Below are 23632 nucleotides of genomic sequence, written 5' to 3'. Positions count from 1 at the left end.
GGTGAGGCTGGCGGGGTGGAGAACACCGGCTATCCCTGCCCCGGTTGCGGCGCACCGGCCGACCTCGTCGGCGGCTGTCGCGCCTGCGGTCGCCCGCCCTACCCGCCCGCCGCCGAGGTGGTGCGGCTGGACCGGGAGATCGCCGCGCTGACCCCGCGGGTGGACACGGCCCGGCTCGCGTACCAGGAGCTGGCGGGCCGGCTGTCCTCGGTCCGGCAGCGGCGGGCGGAGCTGGCCGCCCGGATCCGGCTGGAGATCCCCGCCCCACGCCCGACCGCCGCTGCGTCGCCGGTGCGGCTGGCGCCGCCCGCCGTCGTCCCGGTGCGCCCCGGCGGCGCGGAAACCTCCACCCGGGCGGTGCAGGGTCTGCTCTTCGTCCTCGGTGGACTGCTGCTCGGCACCGCCGCGGTGGTGTTCACCGCGGTCGCTTGGGCCGCGTTCGGGGTGGCCGGCCGGGCGCTGATCCTGCTCGCCGGCACCGTGCTGGCGCTCGCCGCGCCGCTGCCGGCCCGGGCGCGCGGCCTGCGTGGCACCGCCGAGACGATCGCCGCGGTGGGGCTGCTCCTGGTGCTGCTGGACGGGTACGCGGCCTGGTCGGTGGACCTGTTCGGGGTGGCCGGCTGGCCGGGCAGCCGATATGCGGCACTGGTGGCGGCCGGGACCGCGGTGGTGGCGGCCGGCTACGCGCGGTTGAGCCGGCTCACCGCGCCGTGGTTCGCGGCGTGGTTGGCGGCGCAACCGGTGCTGCCGCTGGCCGCGGTGGCGGCCCGGCCGACGGCGGCCGGTTGGGCGCTGGTCCTGACCGCGCTGGCGCTGGGCGACCTCGTGGTGGTGGTCGTCCTGCGGCGCCGGGTGACCGGCGGCGCGTCGCGAGGGGGCGACGCGCCGCCGGTGGCGGCCGGCCCGGCGGCGCGGGCCGGGGTGGTGCTCGGCTGGCTCGGGCACGGCGTGGCGTTGACGCTGGCGGTCGGCTGCGCGCTGGTGCCGCTCGCCGTGGGCCGTGCCGCCGGTACTGCGCTGCTGGCCGGTGGCCCGCTGCTGGTGGTGGCGTCGGCCCTGGTGGCGGGCGCGTTCGCGGCCGGCGGTCCGGTGCTGCGCGCGGAGGCCACCGGGCTGCTGGTGCCGGTGCTCGCCGCCGCGGCGGTGCGACCGGTCGCCGCCGAGCGTCCCGGCCTGCTGCTGATCGCGGCCGGGCTGGTGGTGGCGGCGCTGGCCGGTGCGGTCCGCGCGGTGCCGGCCCGGCTGCGGACCGGGCCCCGGCTGGGTGCCCTCACCGTGGCGGCCGGCCTGGGGGCGGTCGCCGTGGTGCTGACCGGGCTGGTCGCCGCCGCCACCGCGAGCGCCGCGTTCCCGGCCTGGCAGGGCGGCCGGGTCGTGCCGGCCCCGTCCTGGGGCTGGCAGTTACCGGCGGCGCTGCTGCTGGTGGCGGTGGCGGTGGCGCTCTTGGCCCCCCGGGGCAGCCGACCGCTGGTGGGGGTGCTGGCGGCCGGGCTGATCGCCCTCGCCGCGCCGGCCGTGCTGGCCACGCCCTGGCCGGCGGTGCTTGTCGCCGACCTCGCGGTGGCCGTCGCGTTGCTGCTGGTCGCCGTGCTCCGGCCCGGCCGGAGCACGGTGGCGGTCGCCGCGTCGACCGCCGCGCTGCTGCTCGGGCACGCGCTGCTGGTCGGCTGTGCCGCGCCGGCCGGGGCGACGGCCGTGCTCGCGGTGACGGCGGGGCTCGGCGTGACGGTGGCCGCGCTGGGCCGGCGCGGGTCCGGGGCGCAGCCGGTCGTCGCCGGGCTCGCCCTGGCCGGGGCGCTGCTCGCCGTGCCGGCGGCGGTGGCCGTCGCGTTGTTCGGGCTGGGCGCGCCCCCGTGGTGGCAGTTACGGGGCGGGACCGCCGCCGTCGTGCTGCCGGTGGTCGCCGTCCTCGCGGTCCGTCGCGGGTGGCCCGACCTGGCCGGGTACGCCTCGGCGGGGCTCGCGGTGGCGCTCGTCGGGATCGGCGTCGGGCCGCTGGTCGCCTCCGGCGGGGAGCCGGTGGGGCCCTACGCCGTGGCGGGAGCGCTGCTGGCGCTCGGGTCCGGCGGTGGGGCCCGCCCGGTGGTCGCCCCTCGGGTGGTCGGCGTCGCGCTGGCCGGGCTGGCGTTGCTGGCCGCCGCCCCGGCCGCGCTGGCGGTGCTCGGTGGCCTGCCGGTCCGGCCCTGGTCGGGAGCGCCCACCGGGACGGCGGTCCCGGTGGGGGCGGGTCGCGCCGGGCTGGTGCTGCTGCTCCTGGGCGTCGTCGCGGCGGCGTACGCCCGGTCGACGGCTGACCCGGCCCAGGGTGGGGCGGAGCGCCGGCGGTGGCCGGTGCTGGCCGCGCTGCCCTTCGTGGGCGTGGCGCTGCCGGTGCTGCTCGCGGCGGCCGGCGCGCCCTGGCCGGTGGTGCCGACGGTGGCGTTCGGGATCGGGCTCGCCGCGCTGCTGACGGTTGCCGTGGCCGGCGCGCATCCGGTGCTCGCCACGGTGCCGGGCACGCCTGCGGTCGGGGTGGCCGGCGCGCGTCCAGGCGGCTCGCCGGGTGTGCGTGCGGGCGGGGTGCCGGTGGAGCGTGCCCGCGGGGTGCCGGGTGTGCGTGCGGTGGCGGTGCTGGTGCCGCTGGGGGCGGTGCTCGGCGGGTTCGGGTTCGGCGGGCTGCTCGGCACCCGGGCCGGGACGCTCGTCGGGTTGGGGGCGTTGGTCATGGCCGGCGTCGTGGTGGGTGCGGCCGGCCGGCCCGCCGCGGTCCGGCTCGCCGGCTGGCTGGGCGCGGTGTCGGCGGCCACCGGTTTCGCGGTCACCGCGCCGCTGGCCGCCGGCCTGCCGCTGCGTACCGCCGCGTTCGCGGTCCTGGCCGTCGCGGCGGTGACGCTGCACGCGGCCCCGGTGTTGCGGTCCGTCCCCCGCTTCGTTGATCGTGGACTTGTGGTCGTTCCCAAGAAGGGCGACCCCGACAACCTGGGCGGCGCCGCAACTTCAAGATCGACGAAGCGCGCGGCCCCGGCGGTGGTGGAGGGGGTCGCGCAGGGGGTGGCGGTGCTGGCGGTGCTGCTCGCCGGTGGGGCGCTGCGGTATGCGGCGGCGGTCTGCGCGCTGTGGGGCGTGGCCGTGGCGGTCCCGGTGGTGCGCCGGGGCGAGACGGCGGCCAGGCGTCGAGGGCTGGCGGCGGTCGCGGCGGGCAGCGAGTTGCTGGGCGGTTGGCTGCTGCTGGCCGCCGGTGGCGTGGCGGTCCTGGAGGCGTACACGGTGCCGGCGGCGCTGCTCGCCCTCGGTGCCGGCCTGCTGGCACTGCGGCGGCGACCGGAACTGACAAGCTGGCTGGCTCTCGGACCGGGGCTGGGCGCGGCGCTGCTGCCCAGCCTGGTCTCGGTGCTGGCCGCGCCGGACCCGCAGCCGCTGCGGCGGCTGGCGCTCGGCGCGGTGGCGCTCGGCGTCGTGTGCGGCGGGGCGGTCCGGCGCTGGCAGGCACCGGTGGTGCTGGGCACGGCGACGTTGGTGCCGTTGGCGCTGCACGAGCTGGCCCGGGGGTGGGACCTGCTGCCCCGGTGGATCTTCCTCGGACTGGGCGGGCTGCTGCTGATCGGCCTAGCGGCCACGTACGAGCGGCGTCGACGCGACCTGGCCCGGCTGCGCGCGGCGGTCACCCGGCTGAGCTGACCGGTTCGGATCATCTGCGGCGCCCTCACCGAACGTGGTGAGGAAATTTCGCTGCGCCAAAAATTGATCGACGGCAACTGTTGTTTTGGTGCATCGAAGGTTGTTAGATTCTGCGCGGCACCCACGGGGGGGCGCTGAACCGACTCATTCCAGAGCCTTGGTCGCGGTGTCTGGCGCGCAGATGCGCGCGGATTCTCCATCTCGCGGCGTTACGAGCGGCACGTCACGCGTTGGCGTCGTGGGCGTAGCTCTCGGTCCCGGCGCCGCTGCCGGTCTTGGTCAGCAACGTGGTCACCCGGACCGTCGGGGGCGTCACCACCAATTTCACGTACGACAAGAACCGGCTGACCACCGCCACCACGAGCGGGGCGTCCGCGTCCTACGCCTACGACCCCTACGGTCGGTTGAAGACGGTCACCGCGGCCGGCACCACTGTGGAGAGCTACACGTACGACGGGTTCGACCACGTGGTCAGCAACACCAAGAACCCGGGTAGCAAGACCACGACCTACAAGTACGACCCGTTGGACCGGCAGGTCGAGCGGACGTACGGCGGCAAGACCACCACGTACGCCTATCTGGGACTGACCGGGGACATCTCCGCCGAGCTTGAGGGCACCAAGGTCGTCAAGTCCTACCAGCGGGGTCCCGGCGGTGACCTGTTGTCCCAGGTCAAGACCAACACCGACAACAGCCAGGAGGACTCGTACGCGGGGTACGACGGCTCCTCCGACATCGGGCAGATCACCGACGACAAGGGCGATGGGCGGGCCACGTACGGCTACACCGCGTACGGCAAGAACGACGCCGGTCAGTTCACCGGGGTGGACAAGCCGGACGCGGGCAACCCGGAGAACCCGGACAAGGTCCCGTACAACTCGTACCGGTTCCAGTCCAAGCGGTTCGACCAGTCCACCGGCGACTACGACATGGGCTTCCGCGACTACGACCCGGGGATCAACCAGTTCCTGTCCCGGGACTCGTACAACGGGGCGCTGGACGACCTGGGGCTGGCTGTCGACCCGTACACGGGCAACCGGTACGCGTTCGCCGGCGGTAACCCGATCAGCAACGTGGAGTTGGACGGCCACAACTGGCTCTCGGACGCCGCCGACGCGGTCGGTGACTTCGTCAAGGACGCGGCCTCGGCGATCGGCTCGGACGCGAAGGGGGCTGCCGAGGGCATCGCGCAGATCGGTTACGACACCGCGGTCGGCGGCAACCCGCTGGTCGACAAGGACACCAGCGAGGCGGCCAAGAGCCGGGGCAACGCCCGCGGCGACGCGCTGAAGAAGACGCTGAGCAACCCCGGCCAGGCCGTCCAGGACTGGGCGGACGGGCTGACCAACGACGTCAAGTCGGGGCATCCCGGCAAGGCGGCCGGTCACCTGCTGTTCGACGCGTTCAGCATCGCGGCCGGTGGTGGCGGTGGCGGCGCGGCGAAGGGCGCTGCCCGGGCCGGCGCGGGTGACGTCGCCAAGGGCGGCGTACGTACCGGAGCGGCCGACGCCGGCAAGGGTGGTGCTCGGACCGGTGGCGGTGGCTCGCGGGCCGGCGGGAACTGCCTGGACAACAGTTTCGTGCCGGGCACGCAGGTGTTGATGGCCGACGGCAGCACCAAGGCGATCGAGGATGTGGCCCTGGACGACCTGGTGCTGGCCAGCTCCCCGGAGACGGGGGAGACCGAGGCCAGGCCGGTCAGCCGCTTGATCAACGGTGAGGGCCAGCGGGACCTCGTGGCCGTAACGGTGGACGTGGACGGTGCCGCCGGCGACGAGACCGCCGACATCACCGCGACCGCGGGACACCCGTTCTGGGTGGACGACGAGCAGCGGTACATCGAGGCCGGGAAGCTGCTCGGCGGCGACCAGGTGATCACCGACGACGGCCGTGAGCTGAGGGTGGTGGCTACGCGCCAGTGGACCGAGCAAGCCACGGTCTACAACCTCACCGTCGAGGACATCCACACGTACTATGTCCTCGCCGGGGCCGCGCCGGTCCTCGTACACAACTGCGGCAATCGCCCCTACGTGAACCCGAAGGGAAATTGGACCAATGACCTCTACACCGTTCGTGGGAATGCGATGAAGCCGCATACGAACGGGAGTACGGCCTCCGGCAAGAGTCAGTTCTTGTTCAATGTCGAGGCGGAAAAGGTGACGCTGGATGCAGCCGCCCATGCTGACGCCCAAGGTCTTTGGCAGGGGAACAAGGCTCGGGTCTACGTTGAAAATGGCCCGGTTGGCGTAGTTGGGCGGACCGGTGAGCTGACGAACTGGCTAAGAGTGACCCGAGAGGGAAGGATGGTTCACTCGTGGCCGATCGGACCTCCTAGCGGTCGGTGAGGTGGTGAAGTCGATGGAGTTCCTTGATGGATGGCTGCACGGCCGCAACCTGAAGGGCTTCCTCGCCGCACTTTCGGATGTCGTGGGGTATCACTTCGGAAATCTGGACTGGGATGCGGTCGAAGCGGGACTGGAATCCGGGTCGGACGACGGTGAATGGTTCACTTATCCATTGGTCGGGCGAGTAGAGGTTGAGATCTCCATCTCGCGCACCCTGGAGGAGGGTGACTGTGGCGTCAAAGTATTCCTGCCGGCTGGTGAACCGTGTCTTCGCGAGCAGGTGCAGGTGGCGTGGTCGATCTTCAACCGTTTCGACGTCTCGCCGCATGTCGACCTCGTCGACTGACGTCGAGACGCTGCAAGGCGGCGATAGCCAAACGTTTGTCAGCTGACTCCGGCTTGCAGATTTGCTGAAGGCGATACATCCAGGTATGTCGAGTCCACTTCTCGAAGACACCCCTGACATGCGCAGCTTTGTCGGCGACCGCTACTTCGCCTGAGGAGTAGCTCACGCACAACTCGTTGCAGCGGCGGACGGGCCTGCCAGAGGCAGACCGTCCGCCGCTGCCTGTTGCGGGTAGGAAGGGGCTGCCTCCTACCGTGGTGGTGGTATTACGCTGGTCGACAAGGAGACCAGTGAGGGCCCCGACGGCACGGCGCTGGCCGGATCCAACTCCGCAGCCGGTGAGACGTACAGGGTGCAGATTGGCCGTCAGTATCAAGATGAAGGCGGGAATTTGTTCCATGCTCAATCTCATAATCCGAACAGCCCCAACTGCAATCCTGGCGCAGCCAATGCAACGCACATCCCTTGGTCCAGCCAGTTCCCGGGGCTGTGATGGCTGTCGGCGCTGAGGACCTGATTCGACTACTTAGGCTCATCACCTCAGTTCATGCAGGGGCGCGGGAAGTCGGCGCGGAAAATACGAGCGACTGGGCGGCCGTATTCGACCGCGAAGAAGCTGAATCGGTCGCACTCGCGCTGGCCAATATTGCATGCGATTCTCGGGATCTCGGACGTTCACACATTGCGCGCCGGTTTGGTAAATTCGCTTCATCAACTGATTGGCGACAAACTGAGTGAAGAGCAGTCGTCTTACCTGGATGAGCTGGTACTCGGAACAGGTAGGTTGACTGACCCGCCGGCATAGCGGCCACGAAAAGTGCGGTTTCGATCCGGGGTGGACGGCGATGACAGCGCCGCCCACCCCGGACGAGAGCATGGCGAGGCCTTACCAACCATCGGGATCTGCTGCCAGCGTGTGGGGCGGCGGATCAGTGAGGTAGATGAGGAGCGGGATGTGGTCGATGACAGCGGCGTGACCACCATCGCCTGGCCTGGCCGCAGAGCCGACATCATCACCGCTTTAGCACTCCTCGCGACCCTGCGCCCGCACGCCCTGACATCGTGGCCAGGCCTGACCGAAGCCGTGCACTGGCTCCTCGATGACACCTTCTGGGACCAGTGCCGACCCCACGGCGACATCGGCACCATTCTCGCCAGCGCCGAAGAGGCCGACGCGATCACCGCAACGCTCGGCCCGTTGTCGGTCATCCTTGACGAACTCGGACCCGCCGCAGCCGACGACGACTACCTCACCCACCCCGGATGGCGCGAGGTCACCCACGCGGCAATCCACGCTCACCAACTCATGACTGGCCAGACGCCGACCCAACCCGAACGCTGAACAACGAGCAGAGACTCACGCTCGACACCACGCCACGGGCCGTGACGGGATGCGCTGGCTCCCTGTACGAAACGGGAGCCTGCGGGTCGCTCAGGGCGTCGCTGCCACCGGTCCGTCGGCCCGGGCTGCGGGGGTCGGGCGGCGGGTCAGCACCCGCGGTCCGGCCTCGGTGACCGCGACCGTGTGTTCGGAGTGGGCGGTGCGGGAGCCGTCGGCGGAGCGGATGGTCCAGCCGTCGTCGTCGACCCGGATCTTGTCGGTGCTGCGGCACAACCAGGGCTCGATGGCGATGGTGAGGCCGGGAGACAGCTTCATGCCCCGGTGCGGGCGACCGCTGTTGGCGACGTGCGGGGCCTCGTGCATGGTGCGGCCGATGCCGTGGCCGCCGAACTCGCCGTTGACGCGGTAGCCGTAGGAGTGGGCGACCTCGCCGATCGCGGCGGAGACGTCGCCGAGCCGCCCGCCGGGCTGGACGGCGGCGATGCCGGCCTCCAGCGCGACCTCGGTCGCCTCGATCAGCTTCAGGTCGGCCGGGTCGGGGGTGCCCACGACGAAGGAGAGCGCCGAGTCGGCGGCCCAACCGTCGATGGTGACCGCCATGTCGATGCTGAGCAGGTCGCCGTCGCGCAGCACGTAGTCGTGCGGCAGGCCGTGCAGCACTGCGTCGTTGACCGACAGGCAGAGCACGTTGCGGAACGGGCCCCGGCCGAACGAGGGGGAGTAGTCCCAGTAGCAGGATTCGGCGCCGCGTTCGGCGATCCGGCGGCGGGCGTGGTGCTCGATGTCCATCAGGTTGACGCCGACCGCGGCGACGCCGCTCAGCTCGGCGAGCAGTTCACCGACGAACTGGCCGGTCACCGCCATCCGGTCGATCTCGGTGGTGGACTTGAGCTCAATCACGGTATTTTTATACCACGCGCGATCGAGGCGCTTCCGGAGGGACTATCCTGCTGCCATGGTTCGCCAGCCACTGACGCCCGAGCAGGTCGCCGCGGGCCGGCGTCTCGGTGCCGCGCTGCGGTCCGCCCGGGCCGGCCGCAGCCTGGTCGAGGTGGCGCTGGCGGCCGGCATCTCACCGGAGACGCTGCGCAAGATCGAGGCGGGTCGACTGCCCGCGCCGGCGTTCGGCACCGTGGTCGGCCTCAGCCGGGCCCTCGACGTCCCCCTCGCCGACCTGGCCGACGTCTGGCTCACCGACCTGCCCGCCCGCCAGGCATCCTGACGGCGAGGTAGGGCCAGCACCACCTCCGATCCGGGGGCTGGCGGGATTACTATGCGCTATCTATTTCCCCAAGATTGGTGACGGAGAGTCGCCTACCGGAGTGCGGCTCGCGGCACCGGGGGGCGAAACCGGATGAGTTCTTCGACGTCGACGGCGCCGGACGCCCGGCGGGGCAGCGACTACGCGCGCCTGTCCCGCCGGGTCGCCGAGGCGGGACTGTTCGACCGGCGACCCGGCCGCTACGCGGTCCGCATGGCGCTCACGCTCGGCGCCTTCCTGGCCGGCTGGGCGCTGGTGGTGGCCGTCGGCGACTCCTGGTGGCAGCTCCCGCTGGCGGCCGTGATGGCGGTGGCCACCACCCAGGTCGCGTTCCTCGGGCACGACGCCGGGCACCGGCAGATGTTCCGCCGGCGCGGGCCGAGCGAGGCGGCCGGCCTGGTCGCCGGCAACCTGGCCGTGGGGCTCAGCTACGGCTGGTGGGTGGACAAGCACAACCGGCACCACGCCAACCCGAACCACGCCGACGAGGACCCGGACGTCGGCGCGGGCGCGCTGGTCTGGACGTACGAGCAGGCGCTGGCGACCCGCGGCCTGAGCCGGTGGATGGCCCGCCGGCAGGCGTGGCTGTTCTTCCCGCTGTTGCTGCTCGAAGGGTTGGCGCTGCACGTGGCGAGCGTCCGGGCGCTGACCGACCGGGAGCCGGACGGCGGGTGGCGCGTCCCGATGCGGCACCGGGCCGTGGAGGCGCTGCTGCTCGCGGTGCACGGCGTCGGCTACGTCGGCCTGCTCCTGGCGGTGATGTCACCGGGTAAGGCGCTGCTCTTCGCCGCCGTGCACCAGGGACTCTGGGGCCTCTACATGGGCTGCGCGTTCGCCCCGAACCACAAGGGCATGCCGATGCCCACCGCCGACGACCAGCTCGACCACCTGCGCAAGCAGGTGCTCACCGCCCGCAACGTGCGCGGCGGGCGCTTCGTCGACCTGGCGCTGGGCGGCCTGAACTACCAGATCGAGCACCACCTCTTCCCAAACCTGCCGCGCGCCAACCTGCGTCGGGCCCGGCCGCTGGTCCGGGCGTACTGCGCCGAGCAGGGCATCCCGTACGCGGAGACCGGGCTGGTCGAGTCGTACCGGCAGGGTCTGGCGCACCTGCACGACGTGGGGCGACCGCTGCGCGCGGGGTGAGCGCGGCGGGCGGGCGGTAGGGTCGTCGCATGGTGGACGGGCGCGACACGGTGCGGAGCGCGGCATGAGATTCGAGATCAGCAAGGTGCTGGACGCGATCGAGGGGCGGGTCAGCACCGACCCGTCGCTGGCGCGGGCCGTGGTCGACCTGGCCGAGGTGATCCGGTGGCAGAACCTCGACGGTGGGCGGCCGGCCAGCCTGTTGCGGCTCGGGATGGTGATCGACGCGCTGTCCCGGCAGATCGGTGAGGACAGTGTCCAGGTCTACGCGATCGTGCACCGGGCGCTGCTGTCCGACGCCGACCTGACCTCGAACGAGCGGATGGTGGTCCGCCGCTGGGCCGACGACGGCCTGGTCGAGGTGCTCGACCAACCCGGTGACCGGATGCTGGAGGTGGCCGACCTGCTCGGCCTGCCGGTGCTCACCCGGGCCCGGCTCGACGGTCTGATCGGCCGGTACCCGTGGATCGGCCAGGCCGGCCGGGCGCTCGCCCCGGTGCCCGGCGCCGGCGGGCCGGTCTTCATCGCGCACGTCGGCGGCGGCCAGGATCCGGCCACCGGCAGCCGCTCGCCGGCCGGGGTCAAGCTGCTCTCCCGGCAGTGGCATTGTCCGGAACCGGGTTGCGCGCTGTTCGGCGGCGGTGGGGGCGGCGGCGCGTTCGCCGACCTGGCCGCCGTCGACCGGGCCCCGTCCGAACAGCCGCCGCCCACGCTGCGGACCGGCGCGCCGACCTGCCCCCGGCACGGCGCGCGCCTCTCCGACGCCGGTCCACGCCCGCGCAGCGAGGTGCTGGCGGTGCGGATCGGCGGGCTGGTGCGGCAACGGTTCGTGCTCACCGAGACGGACCCGGTGGCGGTCGGCCGGGCCCCGGACGCGCCGGGTGGGGTGCAGCTCGGCCAGTGGCTCAACGACGAGGCCCGGCGGTGGATCAGCCGCAGCCACGTCCGCTTCGACCTGGGGCGCGCGGGCGAGGTGGTGGTCACCGACACCAGCACCAACGGCTCCGGCGTACGGCCGGGCGGGTCGATGGTCGAGGCGGAGCGTATCCCGCTGCCGCCGCAGCAGTCCCGGACGCTCGGCGAGGGGGACCTGATCGAGCTGTACCCGGGCGTGCAGGTCGGCCGGGCCGCCGAGACGGCAAGCGACGCGACGTACACCCCGAACTCGGTGATGGCCGAGGCGCCGACCATGGCGATGCGGCTGCCGCGTCCCTGACCCACGCGCGAAAGGGCGCCGGGACCGTCGTGGTCCCGGCGCCCTTTACTCGGGTACGGGGGGTCAGCCGGCCAGCACGGCGGCGAGCTGCGCCACCGCGTGGTCGATCTCGTCCTCGGTGATCACCAGCGGCGGGGCGAGCCGGATGGTCGAGCCGTGGGTGTCCTTGGCCAGCACCCCCCGCTCCATCAGCCGCTCGCACGCCTGCCGGCCGCTCATCAGCGCCGGGTCGATGTCGACGCCGGCCCAGAGGCCACGGACCCGGACCGCGACGAGACCCTTGCCGAGCAGCGCCTCCAGGCCGGCCCTCAGTCGCTCGCCCAGCTCGGCCGAGCGGCGCTGGAACTCGCCGGTGGCGAGCAGCCGGACCACCTCGGTCGCGACGGCGCAGGCCAGCGGGTTGCCGCCGAACGTCGAGCCGTGCTGGCCCGGCTTGAGCACCCCGAGCACGTCGGCGTTGGCGGCCACCGCGGAGACCGGCACGATGCCGCCACCGAGCGCCTTGCCCAGCAGGTACATGTCCGGGACGACGCCCTCCAGGTCGCAGGCGAACGTCGCGCCGGTGCGGCCCAGGCCGGACTGGATCTCGTCGGCGACGAACAGCACGTTGCGCTCGGTGCACAGTTCGCGGACCCCCGGCAGGTAGCCCTCCGGCGGCACCACGACGCCCTGCTCGCCCTGGATCGGCTCCAGCAGCACCGCCACCGTGTTCTCGTCGATCGCCGCGTCCAGCGCGGCCAGGTCGCCGTAGGGGACCACGGTGAAGCCCGGCGTGTAAGGCCCGAAGTCGGCGCGCGCGTCCTCATCCGTGGAGAAGCTGACGATCGTGGTCGTACGGCCGTGGAAGTTGCCCTCCGCCACCACGATGTTCGCCTGGCCCGGGGCGACACCCTTGACCTGGTAACCCCACTTGCGGGCGACCTTGATGCCGGTCTCCACCGCCTCCGCGCCGGTGTTCATCGGCAGCACCAGCTCCTTGCCGCAGAGCGCGGCGAGCTCCCGGCAGAAGTCGGCGAACTGGTCGTGGATGAACGCGCGGCTGGTCAGCGTGAGCCGGTCGAGCTGCGCGTGCGCGGCCTCGATCAACCGCGGGTGCCGGTGACCGAAGTTCAGCGCCGAGTAGCCGGCCAGGCAGTCCAGGTAGCGGCGGCCGTCCACGTCGGTCAGCCAGGCGCCCTCGGCCGACGAGATCACCACGGGCAGCGGGTGGTAGTTGTGCGCCGTGTGGCGCTCCGCGTCCCGGACCGCGGAGGGCGTCCGCAGCATGTCGTCGATGATCACTTGATCGCCTTTCCCTGACGGAGTCGCAACGTGCAGCACTTCGGTCCGCCGCCGGCCTTGCGCAGCTCGGACAGGTCGATCCCGATGGTCTCGTAGCCCCGGTCGCGCAGCTTCGCGGACAGGTCGGTGGCCTGCGCCGGCAGCACCACGTGCCGGCCGTCGCTGACCGCGTTCAGGCCCAGCACCTCGGCGTCGGCAAGGGTGGCGTGGATCGCGTCCGGGAAGAGCCGGCGCAGCACCGCCCGGCTGCCCGGGGAGAACGCCTCCGGCAGGTAGGCCACGGTCCGCTCGTCGAGCACGGTGAGCGCGGTGTCCAGGTGGTAGAAGCGAGGGTCCACCAGCTGCATGGTGACCACCGGATAGCCGAAGACCTCCTGGAGCTGCGCGTGCGAGGCGTGCGCGGTGCGGAACCCGGTGCCGGCGAGCAGGTGGTCGCCGACCAGCAGGACGTCGCCCTCACCCTCGTTGACGTGCTTCGGGTCGTACATCTCGAAGCCGGCGGCCTCGAACCAGGCCCGGTAGGCGGGGGCCTCGTCGGCGCGCTGCGGGTCGCGGAACTGCACCGCCATCGCCTTGTCGTCGATCACCGTGCCGCCGTTGGCCGCGAAGACCATGTCCGGCAGGCCGGCGACCGGGTCGATCAGCTCGACGGAGTGGCCCAGGTCGAGGTAGGTCTGGTGGAGCTGCTCCCACTGCCGGATCGCCAGGTCGGGGTCGACGGGGGCGGTGGGGTCCATCCACGGGTTGATCGCGTAGTCGACGGCGAAGTACGTCGGCCGGCACATCAGAAAGCGCTGGCGGGTGGCGTCCATCGTCATGTGGTGCTCCCATAGTCGGGCGCGCCCGGCCACGGTCGGCCCACGGGCTGGCGCCGTGGTCCAACCGTATGCGGCCCGGGGCGTCGACTTCCACCGTGGGAAGTTGCGTCGACCGGCCGATCGTTGCGTCTGAAGACCTCGGCCCGGCCGATCATTGCGTCCATGCGCTCTTGGTGCGGTTCGGCCCCTCTGGGGGTCGTTCCATACCAGGATCTCAGCTGGCTCGGCTCGTGCGCCGGCCGGCCGGCTCCGGAAACACTTCGGGGGCGGCGATCCGCCGCCCCCGAAAGAGGTGTTGCCCAGCCGGTGAACCACCGGTGCTGCCCGGTGAACCACCGGAGCTGATCGGGCTGCCGGTCGCTGCCGGCGGTGCGAACAGTGCCCGTCAGAAGCGATCGACAAACTGTGAATCAAGCCACTCGCGGAACCGGCCCACCCACTCGCCGTCCGCGGTCGGCCAGTCGAACTGGCCGGTCATCGCCACCACGCCGAGCACCACGGCGGCCAGACCGACCGCGATGCCGATCAGCGCGTCGGTCTTGCCGGCCACGTGCCGGCGCCGGGTGGCGTTCAGGCCGAGCACGGCGAGCACCGCGCCGACCGCGCCGAGCCCGATGCCGTAGCCGGCCAGCGTGCCGGAGAGCACGAAGAGCGCGCCGACGACGGAGACGACCAGGCCGAGCGTGGCGAGCAGGCTGGCTCGCGGCTTCTTCGTCAGCGCCGGGTCGAGTTCCCGGTCCGGGCGGCCGTCGCCGTCGAGGTCGACGGTCCGGTCCGCGTGACCGTCCCGGTCGAGGCTGACGGTCCGGGCCGCGTGAGGGTCCCGGTCGAGGTCGGTGGCGCGGTCCGGTCGGCCGTCCCGGTCGAGGTCGACCGGGTGCTCCCGGGTGGGCTCCGGGTCGGCGGTCCGCGTGTTCCGGCCTTCCGGCCGGCTGGTCGCCGCCCGTGCCGACGCGGCCCGCTGCGCCGCCCGCCGCTCCGCCTCGCCGGTCCGCGGCACGGTCTCGACGTGCCCGTCGTCGACCGGCTCGGCCCCGCCGACCCGATCGCCCGCCGGAACTCGCCCGGCGTCGGTGACCCGACCCGCCTCGCCGGTCCGCCCGGTGTCGGCGGCGCGCTCCGCCTCGGTGGCGCTCGCGCCGCTGCGGTAGGTGGTGTGCGCCGCGTCTCGGTCGGTCAGCACCGGCTCGCCGGCCGTCCCGTCCGCCACGGTGTTCTCGTCGCGGGCGTCCACGACGCCGTCGCCGTTGACATCGTCACTACGCGCCGGAGACTTCCGGCGGGACAAGATGTTCATGTTGGTACCTCCTGATGCAGGCGCGGAGGCCGCGCATGACAGATACGAGGTACCCAGGCGTGCGGAAATCGACACCCGGCGACGCGAGCCGGCCCGCCCCGACCGGCGTCGCGCCGGCGGCCGGGCCGGCCCGCGTCGTGCGGCGGCCCGCTCGTCAGGACCGGGTGCGCGACCACTGCTGGTTGGTGCCGCCGCCGCAGGAGTACTGCTGGACGTCCGCGCCGTCACCGGTGGCGGCGTTGACCACGTCCAGGCACTTGCCGCTGTGCCGGGCCCGCAGCTGGAACCAGCCGCCGGTCGCCGCCCACTGCCACTGCTGGTTGGCGCCGGTGCCGCAGGTGTACTGGATGATGTTGGCGCCATCGGCGGTGGACGCGTTGGCGACGTCGAGACACTTGCCGCTGGTGGCGTTCACCAGGCGGAACCAGCCGCCGCCGGCGTCCTGGAAATCCCACCGCTGGTTCCCGCCGCCGTTCCAGGCCCACTGCTTGACCTCGGCGTTGTTCGCCGTGGAGTTGCCGATCACGTCCAGCACCCGGCCGCTGTGCCGGGCCGTGACGCGGTACCAGGCGGGCGAGTTGCCGGTGACCGTCCCGGCGGCCGTGTCGATGGTGACCGACGGATACCAGGTCAGGCTCATGCTCGTGCTGGTCGGGAAGCTGATCGGCAGCCACACGTACTGCGAGTCGTTGACCGGCCCGCCCCAGGCGCCCGCCCACCGGTCACCCAGGTAGAGGTAGCTGGTGGTGGAGGCGCCCTGGATCGGCAGCACGAACGCCGGCTGGGAGTTGAAGGTGGTGCCGTTGCCCACGTCGGTCCAGCCGCTCCACGGTCCGGACATGCTCGACGCGGTGGCGTACCGCGCCTGGTTCGGGCTCCAGCCCGTCGCCCCCGAGGTCAGCAGGAAATATGTGCTGCCCCGCTTGAACATCGCCGGCGCCTCTCGGGTCGCGCCGGCCCAGAAGTTGCCCACCAGGCCGGCCACGTTCAGGTAGTCCGAGGTGAGCCGGTAGATGTGCAGGTCGCGGTTCTCGTTGGCGGCCGAGATCATGTACGCGGTGCCGTTGTCGTTGTAGAGCGTGATGTCCCGGGACATGTGCTGCCCGAGCGGCCGGAAGCTGCCGTGGTAGGTGTAGGCGCCGTCCACCGTGGTCGACGAGGCGACGGCGGTCCGCGCCTCGGTGTAGTCGGACCCGTTCTCCTTGTGCATCCACATCACGAACCGGCCGGTGCCGGCGTTGTAGATGACCTTCGGCCGCTCGATGTTGGCGCCCCGCAGCTCGGCGGCCGACGACGGGGTGAGCACATCGTTGCGGAACTCCCAGGTGCGCAGATCCGTCGAGCGGTAGACGGAGACCGCCCGGAACGTGTTGTCCGGGTTGCGGTTCTCCCCGAACCAGTAGTAGTAGTTGTCGACCTTGAGGATGCCGCCGCCGTGGGCGTGCACGACGCCGCCGTCGGTGGCGGTGAACTGCGTGCCGTTGGGGACGGTCACCGGCGCCGCCAGCGCGCCCGTCACCGGCCAGAGCGCCGCCGCGACGGCGACGGCGAGCGCCGCCCCGGCGGCCAGGAGCGGTCGCCTCATCCGCCTCATCCCGGTCACCGCCCGCAGCTCGGCGTGATGCCGCCGGGCGTTTCGCCGGCGGCCACGAGCAGGCCGAACGTCGTGGAGCCGCCCGGGGCCAGCGTCCCGTTCCAGGAGGCGTTGCGGACCGCGACGTCCGGGCCGGCGCCCTCCGCCACCCCGCCCCAGACCGACTGGACGCGCTCGTCACCCGACCACCGCCAGGAGACCAGCCAGCCCGCGACCGGCTCGGTGCCCTCGTTACGCACGGTGACCGTGGCGACGAAGCCGCCGGGCCAACTGCTGTCGATCGTGGTCGTCGCGGCGCAGGTCGACAGCGTCCGCGCCGGGCCGCCGATGAGGTACGGATACCGTGACCCGTGGGCGTCGCTGAACCGGAACCAGTAGGCGGTGCCGGGGGTCAGTCCGTCGATGGTCACCGTCCCGAAGCGCTCCGGCCCGGTGACGGCCTCGGCCACCGGGTCGCCCCACCCGGCGGCGTCCTCCCGGCTGGTGAAGAGGCTGACCACCATCGGCGGGTCGTATCCGCAGGGCGGGCTGAGCAGCATCGAGTAGGTGACGGTGAGGCTGGTGGGGGTGGCCGCGGTGACCTGGCCGCTGACCGGGAGCGCCGGCGGGCACACCAGCGTGGGCGTGGGCGTGGGCGTTGCCGTCACGGCGGGGGACCGGACGGCGCCGGGCGGGGCGGCCAAGCCGGTCAGGGTGAGGGCGGCGGTCAGCGCCGCGCCGAGCGTACGAAACATGTGTGCTCCTGAGCTGCGGGCACCGCGGTGTCGTCGGCGCCGGACCGGGACCGTGCCGTCGCCGTCCCGCGATCAGCCGGCCGACCGCGCCGCGGGTTCCGGGGCGCTACGGCGGCGCGACGGAGTGCCGGAGAAGGCTGCCCAGCGCCGCTCTCCTGCGGGATCGAGCGGCTCGCACCGGCTCCCGAGCGCGAGTGGAGATAGTCTGGCATTCGACGACCATCGATTCAACGGCGTCCCGCGACGCGGTCGGAGCGGCTGGCTACCCTTGTTACCCGTGCCAGAGGGACACACCATCCACCGCCTAGCGGCCCGCCACGCCGAGCTGTTCGCCGGCGACAAGGTGCACGCGGCGAGCCCGCAGGGGCGCTTCGCCGAGGGTGCCGCGCGGCTCACCGGCACGGTCCTGGACGGCACCGAGGCGTACGGCAAGCACCTGCTGCACCACTACGCCGGCGAGCTGGCCCTGCACATCCACCTCGGGCTGTACGGCAAGGTCACCGACGGGTCCGGGGAGCCGCCCGACCCGATCGGCCAGGTGCGGCTGCGCCTGCACAGCGACCGCAACTGGTTGGAGCTGCGCGGCCCCACCGCGTGCGAGCTGCTCACCCCGCCCGAGGTGGCGGCGCTGCGCGGCCGGCTCGGCCCCGACCCGCTGCGCGCCGACGCCGACCCGGACTCCGCGTACGCGCGGATCCGGCGCAGCCCCACCCCGCTCGCCGCGCTGCTGCTGGACCAGTCCGTGGTGGCCGGCACCGGGTTGATCTTCGTGACGGAGGCGCTGTTCCGGGCCGGGCTGCCGCCGCTGCGGCCCGGCCGGGAGCTGACCCCGCCGGGCTGGACGGAACTCTGGGCGGACCTGGTGGCGCTGATGACCCGGGCGGTCGAGCGGGGCCGGATCGACACCGTGCGCGACGCGGACCTGCCCGAGGTGACCGGCCGGGCGCCCCGGGTCGACCGGCACGGCGGCGAGGTGTACGTCTACCGCCGACCCGGCGCACCGTGTCACGTCTGCGGGAGCGAGGTGAGCCGGGGCGTGCTGGCCGGGCGCAACCTCTACTGGTGCCCCACCTGCCAGGCCGGCTGAGTCACGTCTCGTCGAGCAGCCAACGGGCTGCCTCGATGTTGCCGGGGAAGACCGCGTCGCCGCCGATGCTCCAGGCCAGGGTCTGCCCGAGCGCCCAGCCGCGCACCCGTTCCCGGTCCAGGTGCAGCCCGGCGCTGAGCCGGTCGAGCCGGTGCCGCACCGCCGCCGGGGAATGGCCCAGCTCCGCGCCGCGGACCAGCGGCACCACCGCGAACTCGCGCTCGCCGACCAGCGGCTTCGGGTCGATGACCAGCCACGGCTCGCGTTCGGCGGCCAGCACGTTGCCGGCGTGCAGGTCCTGGTTGACCAGCACCTGCTCGCCCTGGCTCGGCGCGAGGTCGGCGAGCACGCCGAGCGCCGCGTCGAGCAGCCGCCGCTCGTACGGGCGGTTGGCCCGTCGCCAGTTGCCCGGCATCCGCTCCGCCCAACCGGCCGCCTCCTCGGCGAGCGGCGTGAACGGCGGCCCGGCCGGCACCCCGAGCCGGGGCAGCAGGGTGAGCGCGGCGTCGAGCGCGGGGTCGGCCGGCAGCGTGTGCAACGGCGTACCGGGGTCGCAGCGTTCGACGAGCAACGCGCGGTGCCCGGCGTCGTGGGCGAGCAGCCGGATCGCGCCCCGCCCGGCCCAGTGCGCCAGGGCGGTCGCCTCGTGGACGCTGTCGTCGTCGGGGTACTGCACCTTCAGCACCGCCCGCGTCCCGTCCGGCAGCTCCGCCGGCAGGGCCAGCGAGGCGAACGCGTAGGCGAACGGCGGGCCGAACGCGGTCAGCTCCCACCGCGCCACGCATTCCGCCAGCCGATCGGGTAACTCCGCCCGCCATGCCTGCCCGACCGGCGTCCGCTCGGTCCACCGCAACCCCGCCGGAATCTCCCACCGCACCCGCCCATCCTGCCCGTACCCGACGGTGCTCGGGGACCCGTGCAACCCGAACGGGCGGGGCGTCGTCTGGAAGAGCGAGCCCCCAGGAGGTAGCCGCATGTCCGAGACGGCGGACCAGGAATACGTGGCATACGTGACCGCGCGGCTGCCGGCGCTGCGCCGGCTGGCGTACGCGTTGTGCGGTGACGCCGACCAGGCCGACGACCTCGTGCAGGAGACCGCGACCCGGCTCTACCCGCGCTGGTCGCGACTCGGCGAGGTGGAACGGCTGGACGCGTACGTCCGGACGGTGCTGGTGCGGTTGTTCCTCGACAGCCGCCGGCGCGGCTGGTGGCGGGTCCACCTGTTCGGTGGGCCGCCGGACGTCCGCAGCACGGAGGACCGGGGCGTCGAGGACCGGACCGTGCTGCGGGCCGCCCTCGACCGGGTGCCACCCCGCCAGCGGGCGGTGCTGGTGCTGCGTTTCCTGCACGACCTCCCGGTCGAGGAGGTGGCCCGCACGCTGGGTTGTTCGGCCGGCACGGTGAAGAGCCAGACCTCGCACGGTCTGGCGGCGATGCGACGACTGCTCGGCGATCGGGAGCTGGCCGGTCGGATCGGAGGGGAGCGGTGACCATGACGATCGACGAGAAGCACGTCGCCGACCTGCTGCGGCAACTGGAGGACGAGCCGGACCGGCCCTCCCGGATCGACCTGGCACGGGCGATCCGGGAGGCCCGTCGCCGGAGGCGGAACCGGCGGGCGGGGGCGGCCGGCGCAGCCGCGCTCGGGGTACTGGCGTTCGCGGCCCTCCCGGTGGCACTGCACCCGCGGCAGAGCGTCGAACCGCCGGAACGGGCGGTGGTGAGCGGTGCCCCGACTCCCGGCCCGGCCAGCCCGTCTCCGCGACCTCCGGTCTGCAAGGGCGAGTATCTGCCCGTACCCGTGAAGGGTCGGAGCCTGGTCACCGGTGGCGACCCCAGCGGCCGATGGTTGGCGGGGCGCCTGTATCCCGGCGGGATGAGCCACCCGATCGTGCTCTGGCACGACGGCAAGCCCGAAAAGGTCACGCTGCCCGGCAGCGACCAACGGATGCTCGACGTCAACCGCGACGGCCTCGCGGTGGGGGAGACCTTCGTCGGCAACCGGTCGCAGGCATGGTCGGTGCGGGCCGGGCGGGCGAGCCGGCTGCCGGTCGACGGCGGGGCAGGCGCGACGGCGGTGAACGACACCGGCCGGATCGTCGGCTTCCGCCAGGTCGGCGACCGGCAACTGCCGGTCGTCTGGAAGAGCCCACAGAGTCGGGCGGTGGACCTGCCGCTGCCCGGCCCCCGCTGGGAGGGGACGGCGGTCGGGATCGGCGAGGACGGCACCGTCGTCGGCAAGGTGGCCGACGGGCCGTCGGGTGACCTGCGGGCGGCGATCTGGCGTACGGGTTCGAGCCGCCCGGAGCTGCTGCCGCTGCCCTCGCTGCCGGACGGGGTCGCGTTCCAGTTCGCCCCGGGCTCGTTGGCCGGCGACTGGGTCGTCGGAACCGCCTACCGCGAGCTCGACCCGGGTCGGGCCCGCACCGGGTGGCAGCTTTACCCGACGCGCATCAACATCCGCACCGGAAAGAGCGTGGTGCTGACCGATCCCTTCCACGTGGAGGTGGGGAACGACCGGGGTTGGCTGGCCGGCCAGGCGCGCGGGAAGGTGGTCGTGCTGCACACCGAGGCGGGGTTGCGCGAGCTGCCGCGACCGGGCGGTGGCGGCGCGGCGGTGGGCGCGGTGAGCAGCATGAGCGACGACGGGCACGTGCTCGGCGGCCAGCTCGACCTCGGCGACCTTCAGTTCCGGGCGGTGCGGTGGACCTGCCGCTGACGGAACTCCGCGACGGCAGGTGTTAAGCGGGGCCCCTGCTATACCGCAGGCGTTAACAGGGGGCCCCTCCTTACACCGCGAGGGCGTCGACGGCCTTGCGGGCGGCGATCAGCACCGGATCCCAGACCGGGGCGTACGGCGGCGCGTAGCCCAGGTCGAGCGCGGTCATCTCGTCCACCGTCATGCCGTTCCACAGCGCCACGGCCAACGAGTCGATCCGCTTGGCCGCCTCGGACCAGCCGACGATCTGCGCCCCCAGCAGCCGCCCGCTGGGCCGCTCGGCGATCAACTTCACGGTCATCTTCCGGGCGCCCGGGTAGTAGCCGGCCCGGTTCGTCGACTCGGCCGTCACGGTGACGAACTCGAAGCCGGCCTCGGTGGCGTCCCGCTCCCGCAGACCGGTGCGCCCCACCTCCAGCTCGCAGACCTTCGTGACGGCGGTGCCGACCACGCCGGGGAAGGTGGCGTAACCGCCGCCGATGTTGATCCCGGCGACCCGGCCCTGCTTGTTGGCGTGGGTGCCGAGCGGGATGTGCACCGGCATGCCGCTGACCCGGTGCAGGGTCTCCACGCAGTCGCCGGCCGCCCACACCCCGGCCGCCCCGGGCACCCGCATCCGGCGGTCCACCCGGATCCCGCCGGACGGCCCGATCGGCAGCCCGGCGGCCTCGGCGAGCGCGGTGTTGGGGCGTACGCCGAGGCCCAGCACCACGATGTCGGCCGGGATCGGCCCCTCGTCGGTGACCACCGCGGCGATCCGGCCGTCCCGCTCGGTGAGGCCGGTGACCGTCATGCCGGTGCGGATGCTGATGCCGATCCCGCGCATCGCCTCGGCCACCAGTTCGCCCATGTCCGGGTCGACGGTGGCCATCGGCTGGTCGGCCTGCTCGACCAGTTGGACCGAGAGCCCGCGCTGCACCAGCGCCTCGGCCATCTCCACCCCGACGTAGCCGCCGCCGACCACCACCGCGTGCCGCGGCCGGGGCTCGCGTTCCAGCCAGGCGAGCACCGCGGCGCCGTCGTCGAGCGTCTGCACGCCGAACACCCCGGCCACCTCGTCGCGCACCCAGTCCGGCTGCACCGGGGTGGCGCCGGTGGCGTATACCAGGGTGTCGAAGCCGGCGCGGACCTCGCCGCCGCCGTCCAGGTCGCGGGCGAGCACCTCACGGCGGCCGAGGTCGATGGCGGTGACCTCGTGGCGGGTCCGGACGTCGATGTCGTAATCCTCGCGGAAGGCGGCCGGGGTGCGGGCGACGAGCTGGTCGCGTTCCGGCACCAGGCCGCTGATCCAGTAGGGGATCCCGCAGGCCGAGTAGGACGTGAAGTGCCCCCGCTCGAACGCGACGATGTCCAGCTCGGCCCGGTCGCGGCGGCGCCGCGCCTGGGAGGCTGCCGACATGCCGGCGGCGTCCCCGCCGATGACGATCATCCGCTCCGTCACGCCGCTCATCCTGTCACGCCGCCCGCCCCGGCCGGGGCAGCTCAGCCACGGGTCTGCCGGGCCACGTCCGCGACCACGTCGACAAGCTTGCCGCTGCCGGCGAACACCGCCCGCTGCCGGGCCGCGCCGCTGCCGTGCCGGCGCAGCCCGCCCAACAGGTCGGTCACCCGGTCGAGGTCGCCGTGCCGGTCCAGTTCCGGGCGGAGCCGGTCGACCAGCCGGTCCAGCAGCTCCCAGGCCGGGCGCAGCTCACCGTCGGTGAGGTCGACGCCTTGGCCCTCCAACCCGTCGTGCGCGGCCCGCCAGTGCGCCGCCACCAGCAGGTGGTGGTCGGTGTTGATGGCCGGCCGGCCGGCGGCGATGTCGGCGAGCGCGGTCGCGACGAGGCCGCGCACCAGCGCGGCCACCAGCACCGCGTCGTCCACGGACGGGCAGACGTCGCCGATCCTGATCTCCACGGTCGGGTACTTGGCGGAGAGCCGGGCATACCAGTAGAGCATGCCCTCGTCGAGCATCACGCCGCTGGCGATGAGCTGGCGGATCAGCCGCTCGTAGTGCTCGTGGGACTCCAGGTAGGGGGTGGGGGCGACGGAGGGCCAGCGTTCCCACTCGACGGAGCGCCAGCTCGCGTAGCCGGTGTCCTCGCCCCGCGAGAACGGGGAGTTGACGGTGGCCGCCTGGAGGATCGGCAGCCAGGGTCGGACGTGGTTGAGCACGTGCACCCCGGTGTCCGGGTCCGGGATGCCGACGTGCACGTGCATGCCGTTGTTGCCGGGGCCGGGCACCAGCAGCCGGAACCGTTCGATCATCCGGTCGAACCGGGGCTTGTCCACCACCGGCGGGACCGGCCCGTCGACCGGGCCGGTGCCGATCGCCAGCAGCCGCACACCGGCCCGCTCGGCCGCGTCGGACAGCTCGGCGCGGAGCACGCCGAGCGAGTGCCGGATCGAGGACAGCTCCAGGCCGGGCGGGCTGCCGATCTCGATCTGGCTGGTCTGGAACTCGCGCTCCACCTGCCCGCGCAACTCGGCCGGCACCTGCTCCATCACCAGGTCGACGGCGGGCACGGCGGCACCGGTGTGCGGATCGGCGAGCAGGAACTCCTCCTCGACCCCGACCGTCAGCAGGTCCGTCCGGCCCGGCGCGGCGTCCCGTTCCCGCTCCGCCACTGAGCCACTCATGGTCACCACCGTCTCCTCGCCGACCGGTCGCGGCCTCGTGCCGCGTGGTCGAGGCCCTGTTACCCACCGTGTCGACGCCGGGAAACGCACCGGACGGCGTGTCGGCCCGATTCACCCGCCCGGCTCACCCGCCGGGAGGACCGTCGAGGGGCGGCCGGGCAAGGGAA

20 protein-coding genes are annotated in these 23632 nt (G+C 73.1%); 11 read left to right on the top strand and 9 right to left on the bottom strand.

Features of this window, described 5'->3' with window-relative positions; translation table 11 throughout:
* The first annotated feature begins 15 nt into the window (after positions 1-15).
* The 5 genes from AB0H28_RS00215 to AB0H28_RS00195 all read left to right on the top strand — a co-directional run bounded on the left by AB0H28_RS00215 (position 16) and on the right by AB0H28_RS00195 (position 7690).
* Positions 16-3657: a hypothetical protein gene (locus tag AB0H28_RS00215; protein ID WP_358032028.1), complete on the top strand. Its 3642-nt coding sequence runs from the start codon at positions 16-18 to the stop codon at positions 3655-3657.
* Positions 3658-3932: 275 nt separating this feature from the next.
* Positions 3933-6002: a polymorphic toxin-type HINT domain-containing protein gene (locus tag AB0H28_RS00210; RefSeq protein ID WP_358032026.1), complete on the top strand. Its 2070-nt coding sequence runs from the start codon at positions 3933-3935 to the stop codon at positions 6000-6002.
* Between the two features lie 13 nt (positions 6003-6015).
* Positions 6016-6348 carry a hypothetical protein gene (locus AB0H28_RS00205; protein WP_358032023.1) on the top strand — a complete coding sequence of 111 codons (333 nt, stop codon included), beginning with the start codon at positions 6016-6018 and terminating at the stop codon, positions 6346-6348.
* Positions 6349-6613: 265 nt separating this feature from the next.
* Positions 6614-6841, top strand: coding sequence for a polymorphic toxin type 30 domain-containing protein (locus tag AB0H28_RS00200; RefSeq protein ID WP_358033775.1), 228 nt, complete (start codon positions 6614-6616; stop codon positions 6839-6841).
* A gap of 462 nt (positions 6842-7303) precedes the next feature.
* A complete protein-coding gene (locus AB0H28_RS00195) occupies positions 7304-7690 on the top strand; it encodes a hypothetical protein (protein WP_358032019.1) in 387 nt (128 codons plus the stop codon).
* A 90-nt stretch (positions 7691-7780) separates the two neighbouring features.
* On the opposite strand, the gene map is transcribed toward AB0H28_RS00195, so the two are convergent.
* Complete coding sequence (gene map, locus AB0H28_RS00190) at positions 7781-8590, bottom strand: type I methionyl aminopeptidase (RefSeq protein ID WP_358032016.1); 810 nt, start codon at positions 8588-8590, stop codon at positions 7781-7783.
* A 55-nt stretch (positions 8591-8645) separates the two neighbouring features.
* On the opposite strand from map, the gene AB0H28_RS00185 reads away from it, so the two are divergent.
* From AB0H28_RS00185 to AB0H28_RS00175, 3 genes are all read left to right on the top strand, one after another.
* Complete coding sequence (locus AB0H28_RS00185; protein ID WP_358032014.1) at positions 8646-8912, top strand: helix-turn-helix transcriptional regulator; 267 nt, start codon at positions 8646-8648, stop codon at positions 8910-8912.
* A gap of 132 nt (positions 8913-9044) precedes the next feature.
* Positions 9045-10097 carry an acyl-CoA desaturase gene (locus AB0H28_RS00180; protein ID WP_358032011.1) on the top strand — a complete coding sequence of 351 codons (1053 nt, stop codon included), beginning with the start codon at positions 9045-9047 and terminating at the stop codon, positions 10095-10097.
* A gap of 64 nt (positions 10098-10161) precedes the next feature.
* Positions 10162-11313, top strand: a complete 1152-nt coding sequence (locus AB0H28_RS00175) for an FHA domain-containing protein (RefSeq protein WP_358032009.1) — start codon at positions 10162-10164, stop codon at positions 11311-11313.
* 63 nt (positions 11314-11376) lie between these two features.
* Here AB0H28_RS00175 and rocD read toward each other — a convergent pair whose 3' ends face one another.
* The 5 genes from rocD to AB0H28_RS00150 form a co-directional block, all read right to left on the bottom strand.
* The gene (gene rocD / locus AB0H28_RS00170) at positions 11377-12591 is read right to left on the bottom strand and encodes an ornithine--oxo-acid transaminase (RefSeq protein ID WP_358033772.1); all 1215 of its coding nucleotides are present in this window, start codon (positions 12589-12591) and stop codon (positions 11377-11379) included.
* On the bottom strand, positions 12591-13406 hold the full coding sequence (gene ddaH / locus AB0H28_RS00165) for a dimethylargininase (protein ID WP_358033769.1): 816 nt from the start codon (positions 13404-13406) through the stop codon (positions 12591-12593). Before ddaH ends, rocD begins: the two co-directional genes overlap by 1 nt.
* Before the next feature lie 391 nt (positions 13407-13797).
* A complete protein-coding gene (locus tag AB0H28_RS00160; protein ID WP_358032006.1) occupies positions 13798-14709 on the bottom strand; it encodes a thrombospondin in 912 nt (303 codons plus the stop codon).
* 154 nt (positions 14710-14863) lie between these two features.
* Positions 14864-16303: an RICIN domain-containing protein gene (locus AB0H28_RS00155; RefSeq protein ID WP_358032003.1), complete on the bottom strand. Its 1440-nt coding sequence runs from the start codon at positions 16301-16303 to the stop codon at positions 14864-14866.
* Positions 16304-16308: 5 nt separating this feature from the next.
* Positions 16309-17037: a cellulose binding domain-containing protein gene (locus AB0H28_RS00150; protein ID WP_358032001.1), complete on the bottom strand. Its 729-nt coding sequence runs from the start codon at positions 17035-17037 to the stop codon at positions 16309-16311.
* Between the two features lie 277 nt (positions 17038-17314).
* On the opposite strand from AB0H28_RS00150, the gene AB0H28_RS00145 reads away from it, so the two are divergent.
* Positions 17315-18124 carry a DNA-formamidopyrimidine glycosylase family protein gene (locus AB0H28_RS00145; protein WP_358031999.1) on the top strand — a complete coding sequence of 270 codons (810 nt, stop codon included), beginning with the start codon at positions 17315-17317 and terminating at the stop codon, positions 18122-18124.
* 1 nt (position 18125) lies between these two features.
* Here AB0H28_RS00145 and AB0H28_RS00140 read toward each other — a convergent pair whose 3' ends face one another.
* Positions 18126-19001 carry an aminoglycoside phosphotransferase family protein gene (locus AB0H28_RS00140; protein WP_358031996.1) on the bottom strand — a complete coding sequence of 292 codons (876 nt, stop codon included), beginning with the start codon at positions 18999-19001 and terminating at the stop codon, positions 18126-18128.
* Positions 19002-19098: 97 nt separating this feature from the next.
* Here AB0H28_RS00140 and AB0H28_RS00135 point away from each other — a divergent pair, with 97 nt between their 5' ends.
* Together AB0H28_RS00135 and AB0H28_RS00130 are read left to right on the top strand one after the other, a co-directional pair.
* Positions 19099-19614: a SigE family RNA polymerase sigma factor gene (locus tag AB0H28_RS00135; protein WP_358031994.1), complete on the top strand. Its 516-nt coding sequence runs from the start codon at positions 19099-19101 to the stop codon at positions 19612-19614.
* A gap of 2 nt (positions 19615-19616) precedes the next feature.
* The gene (locus AB0H28_RS00130; RefSeq protein WP_358031991.1) at positions 19617-20843 is read left to right on the top strand and encodes a hypothetical protein; all 1227 of its coding nucleotides are present in this window, start codon (positions 19617-19619) and stop codon (positions 20841-20843) included.
* Positions 20844-20913: 70 nt separating this feature from the next.
* Here AB0H28_RS00130 and AB0H28_RS00125 read toward each other — a convergent pair whose 3' ends face one another.
* Both AB0H28_RS00125 and AB0H28_RS00120 read right to left on the bottom strand, forming a co-directional pair.
* Positions 20914-22284 carry an FAD-dependent oxidoreductase gene (locus AB0H28_RS00125; protein WP_358031989.1) on the bottom strand — a complete coding sequence of 457 codons (1371 nt, stop codon included), beginning with the start codon at positions 22282-22284 and terminating at the stop codon, positions 20914-20916.
* A 41-nt stretch (positions 22285-22325) separates the two neighbouring features.
* A complete protein-coding gene (locus AB0H28_RS00120) occupies positions 22326-23474 on the bottom strand; it encodes a glutamate--cysteine ligase (RefSeq protein ID WP_358031987.1) in 1149 nt (382 codons plus the stop codon).
* Between the last annotated feature and the right edge of the window lie 158 nt (positions 23475-23632).

This window comes from Micromonospora sp. NPDC050980, assembly GCF_040653835.1.
Lineage (GTDB): Bacteria > Actinomycetota > Actinomycetes > Mycobacteriales > Micromonosporaceae > Micromonospora.
This window is presented reverse-complemented; position numbering and strand designations above follow the sequence as displayed.

Bases quoted from the DNA above. Each gene is read 5' to 3' on its own strand.
- AB0H28_RS00175 (WP_358032009.1), top strand. From the start codon at position 10,162: ATGAGATTCGAGATCAGCAAGGTGCTGGACGCGATCGAGGGGCGGGTC.
- ddaH (WP_358033769.1), bottom strand. From the start codon at position 13,406: ATGGACGCCACCCGCCAGCGCTTTCTGATGTGCCGGCCGACGTACTTC.
- AB0H28_RS00160 (WP_358032006.1), bottom strand. From the start codon at position 14,709: ATGAACATCTTGTCCCGCCGGAAGTCTCCGGCGCGTAGTGACGATGTC.
- AB0H28_RS00155 (WP_358032003.1), bottom strand. From the start codon at position 16,303: ATGAGGCGGATGAGGCGACCGCTCCTGGCCGCCGGGGCGGCGCTCGCC.
- AB0H28_RS00135 (WP_358031994.1), top strand. From the start codon at position 19,099: ATGTCCGAGACGGCGGACCAGGAATACGTGGCATACGTGACCGCGCGG.
- AB0H28_RS00205 (WP_358032023.1), top strand. From the start codon at position 6,016: ATGGAGTTCCTTGATGGATGGCTGCACGGCCGCAACCTGAAGGGCTTC.
- AB0H28_RS00130 (WP_358031991.1), top strand. From the start codon at position 19,617: ATGACGATCGACGAGAAGCACGTCGCCGACCTGCTGCGGCAACTGGAG.
- AB0H28_RS00185 (WP_358032014.1), top strand. From the start codon at position 8,646: ATGGTTCGCCAGCCACTGACGCCCGAGCAGGTCGCCGCGGGCCGGCGT.
- AB0H28_RS00150 (WP_358032001.1), bottom strand. From the start codon at position 17,037: ATGTTTCGTACGCTCGGCGCGGCGCTGACCGCCGCCCTCACCCTGACC.
- AB0H28_RS00180 (WP_358032011.1), top strand. From the start codon at position 9,045: ATGAGTTCTTCGACGTCGACGGCGCCGGACGCCCGGCGGGGCAGCGAC.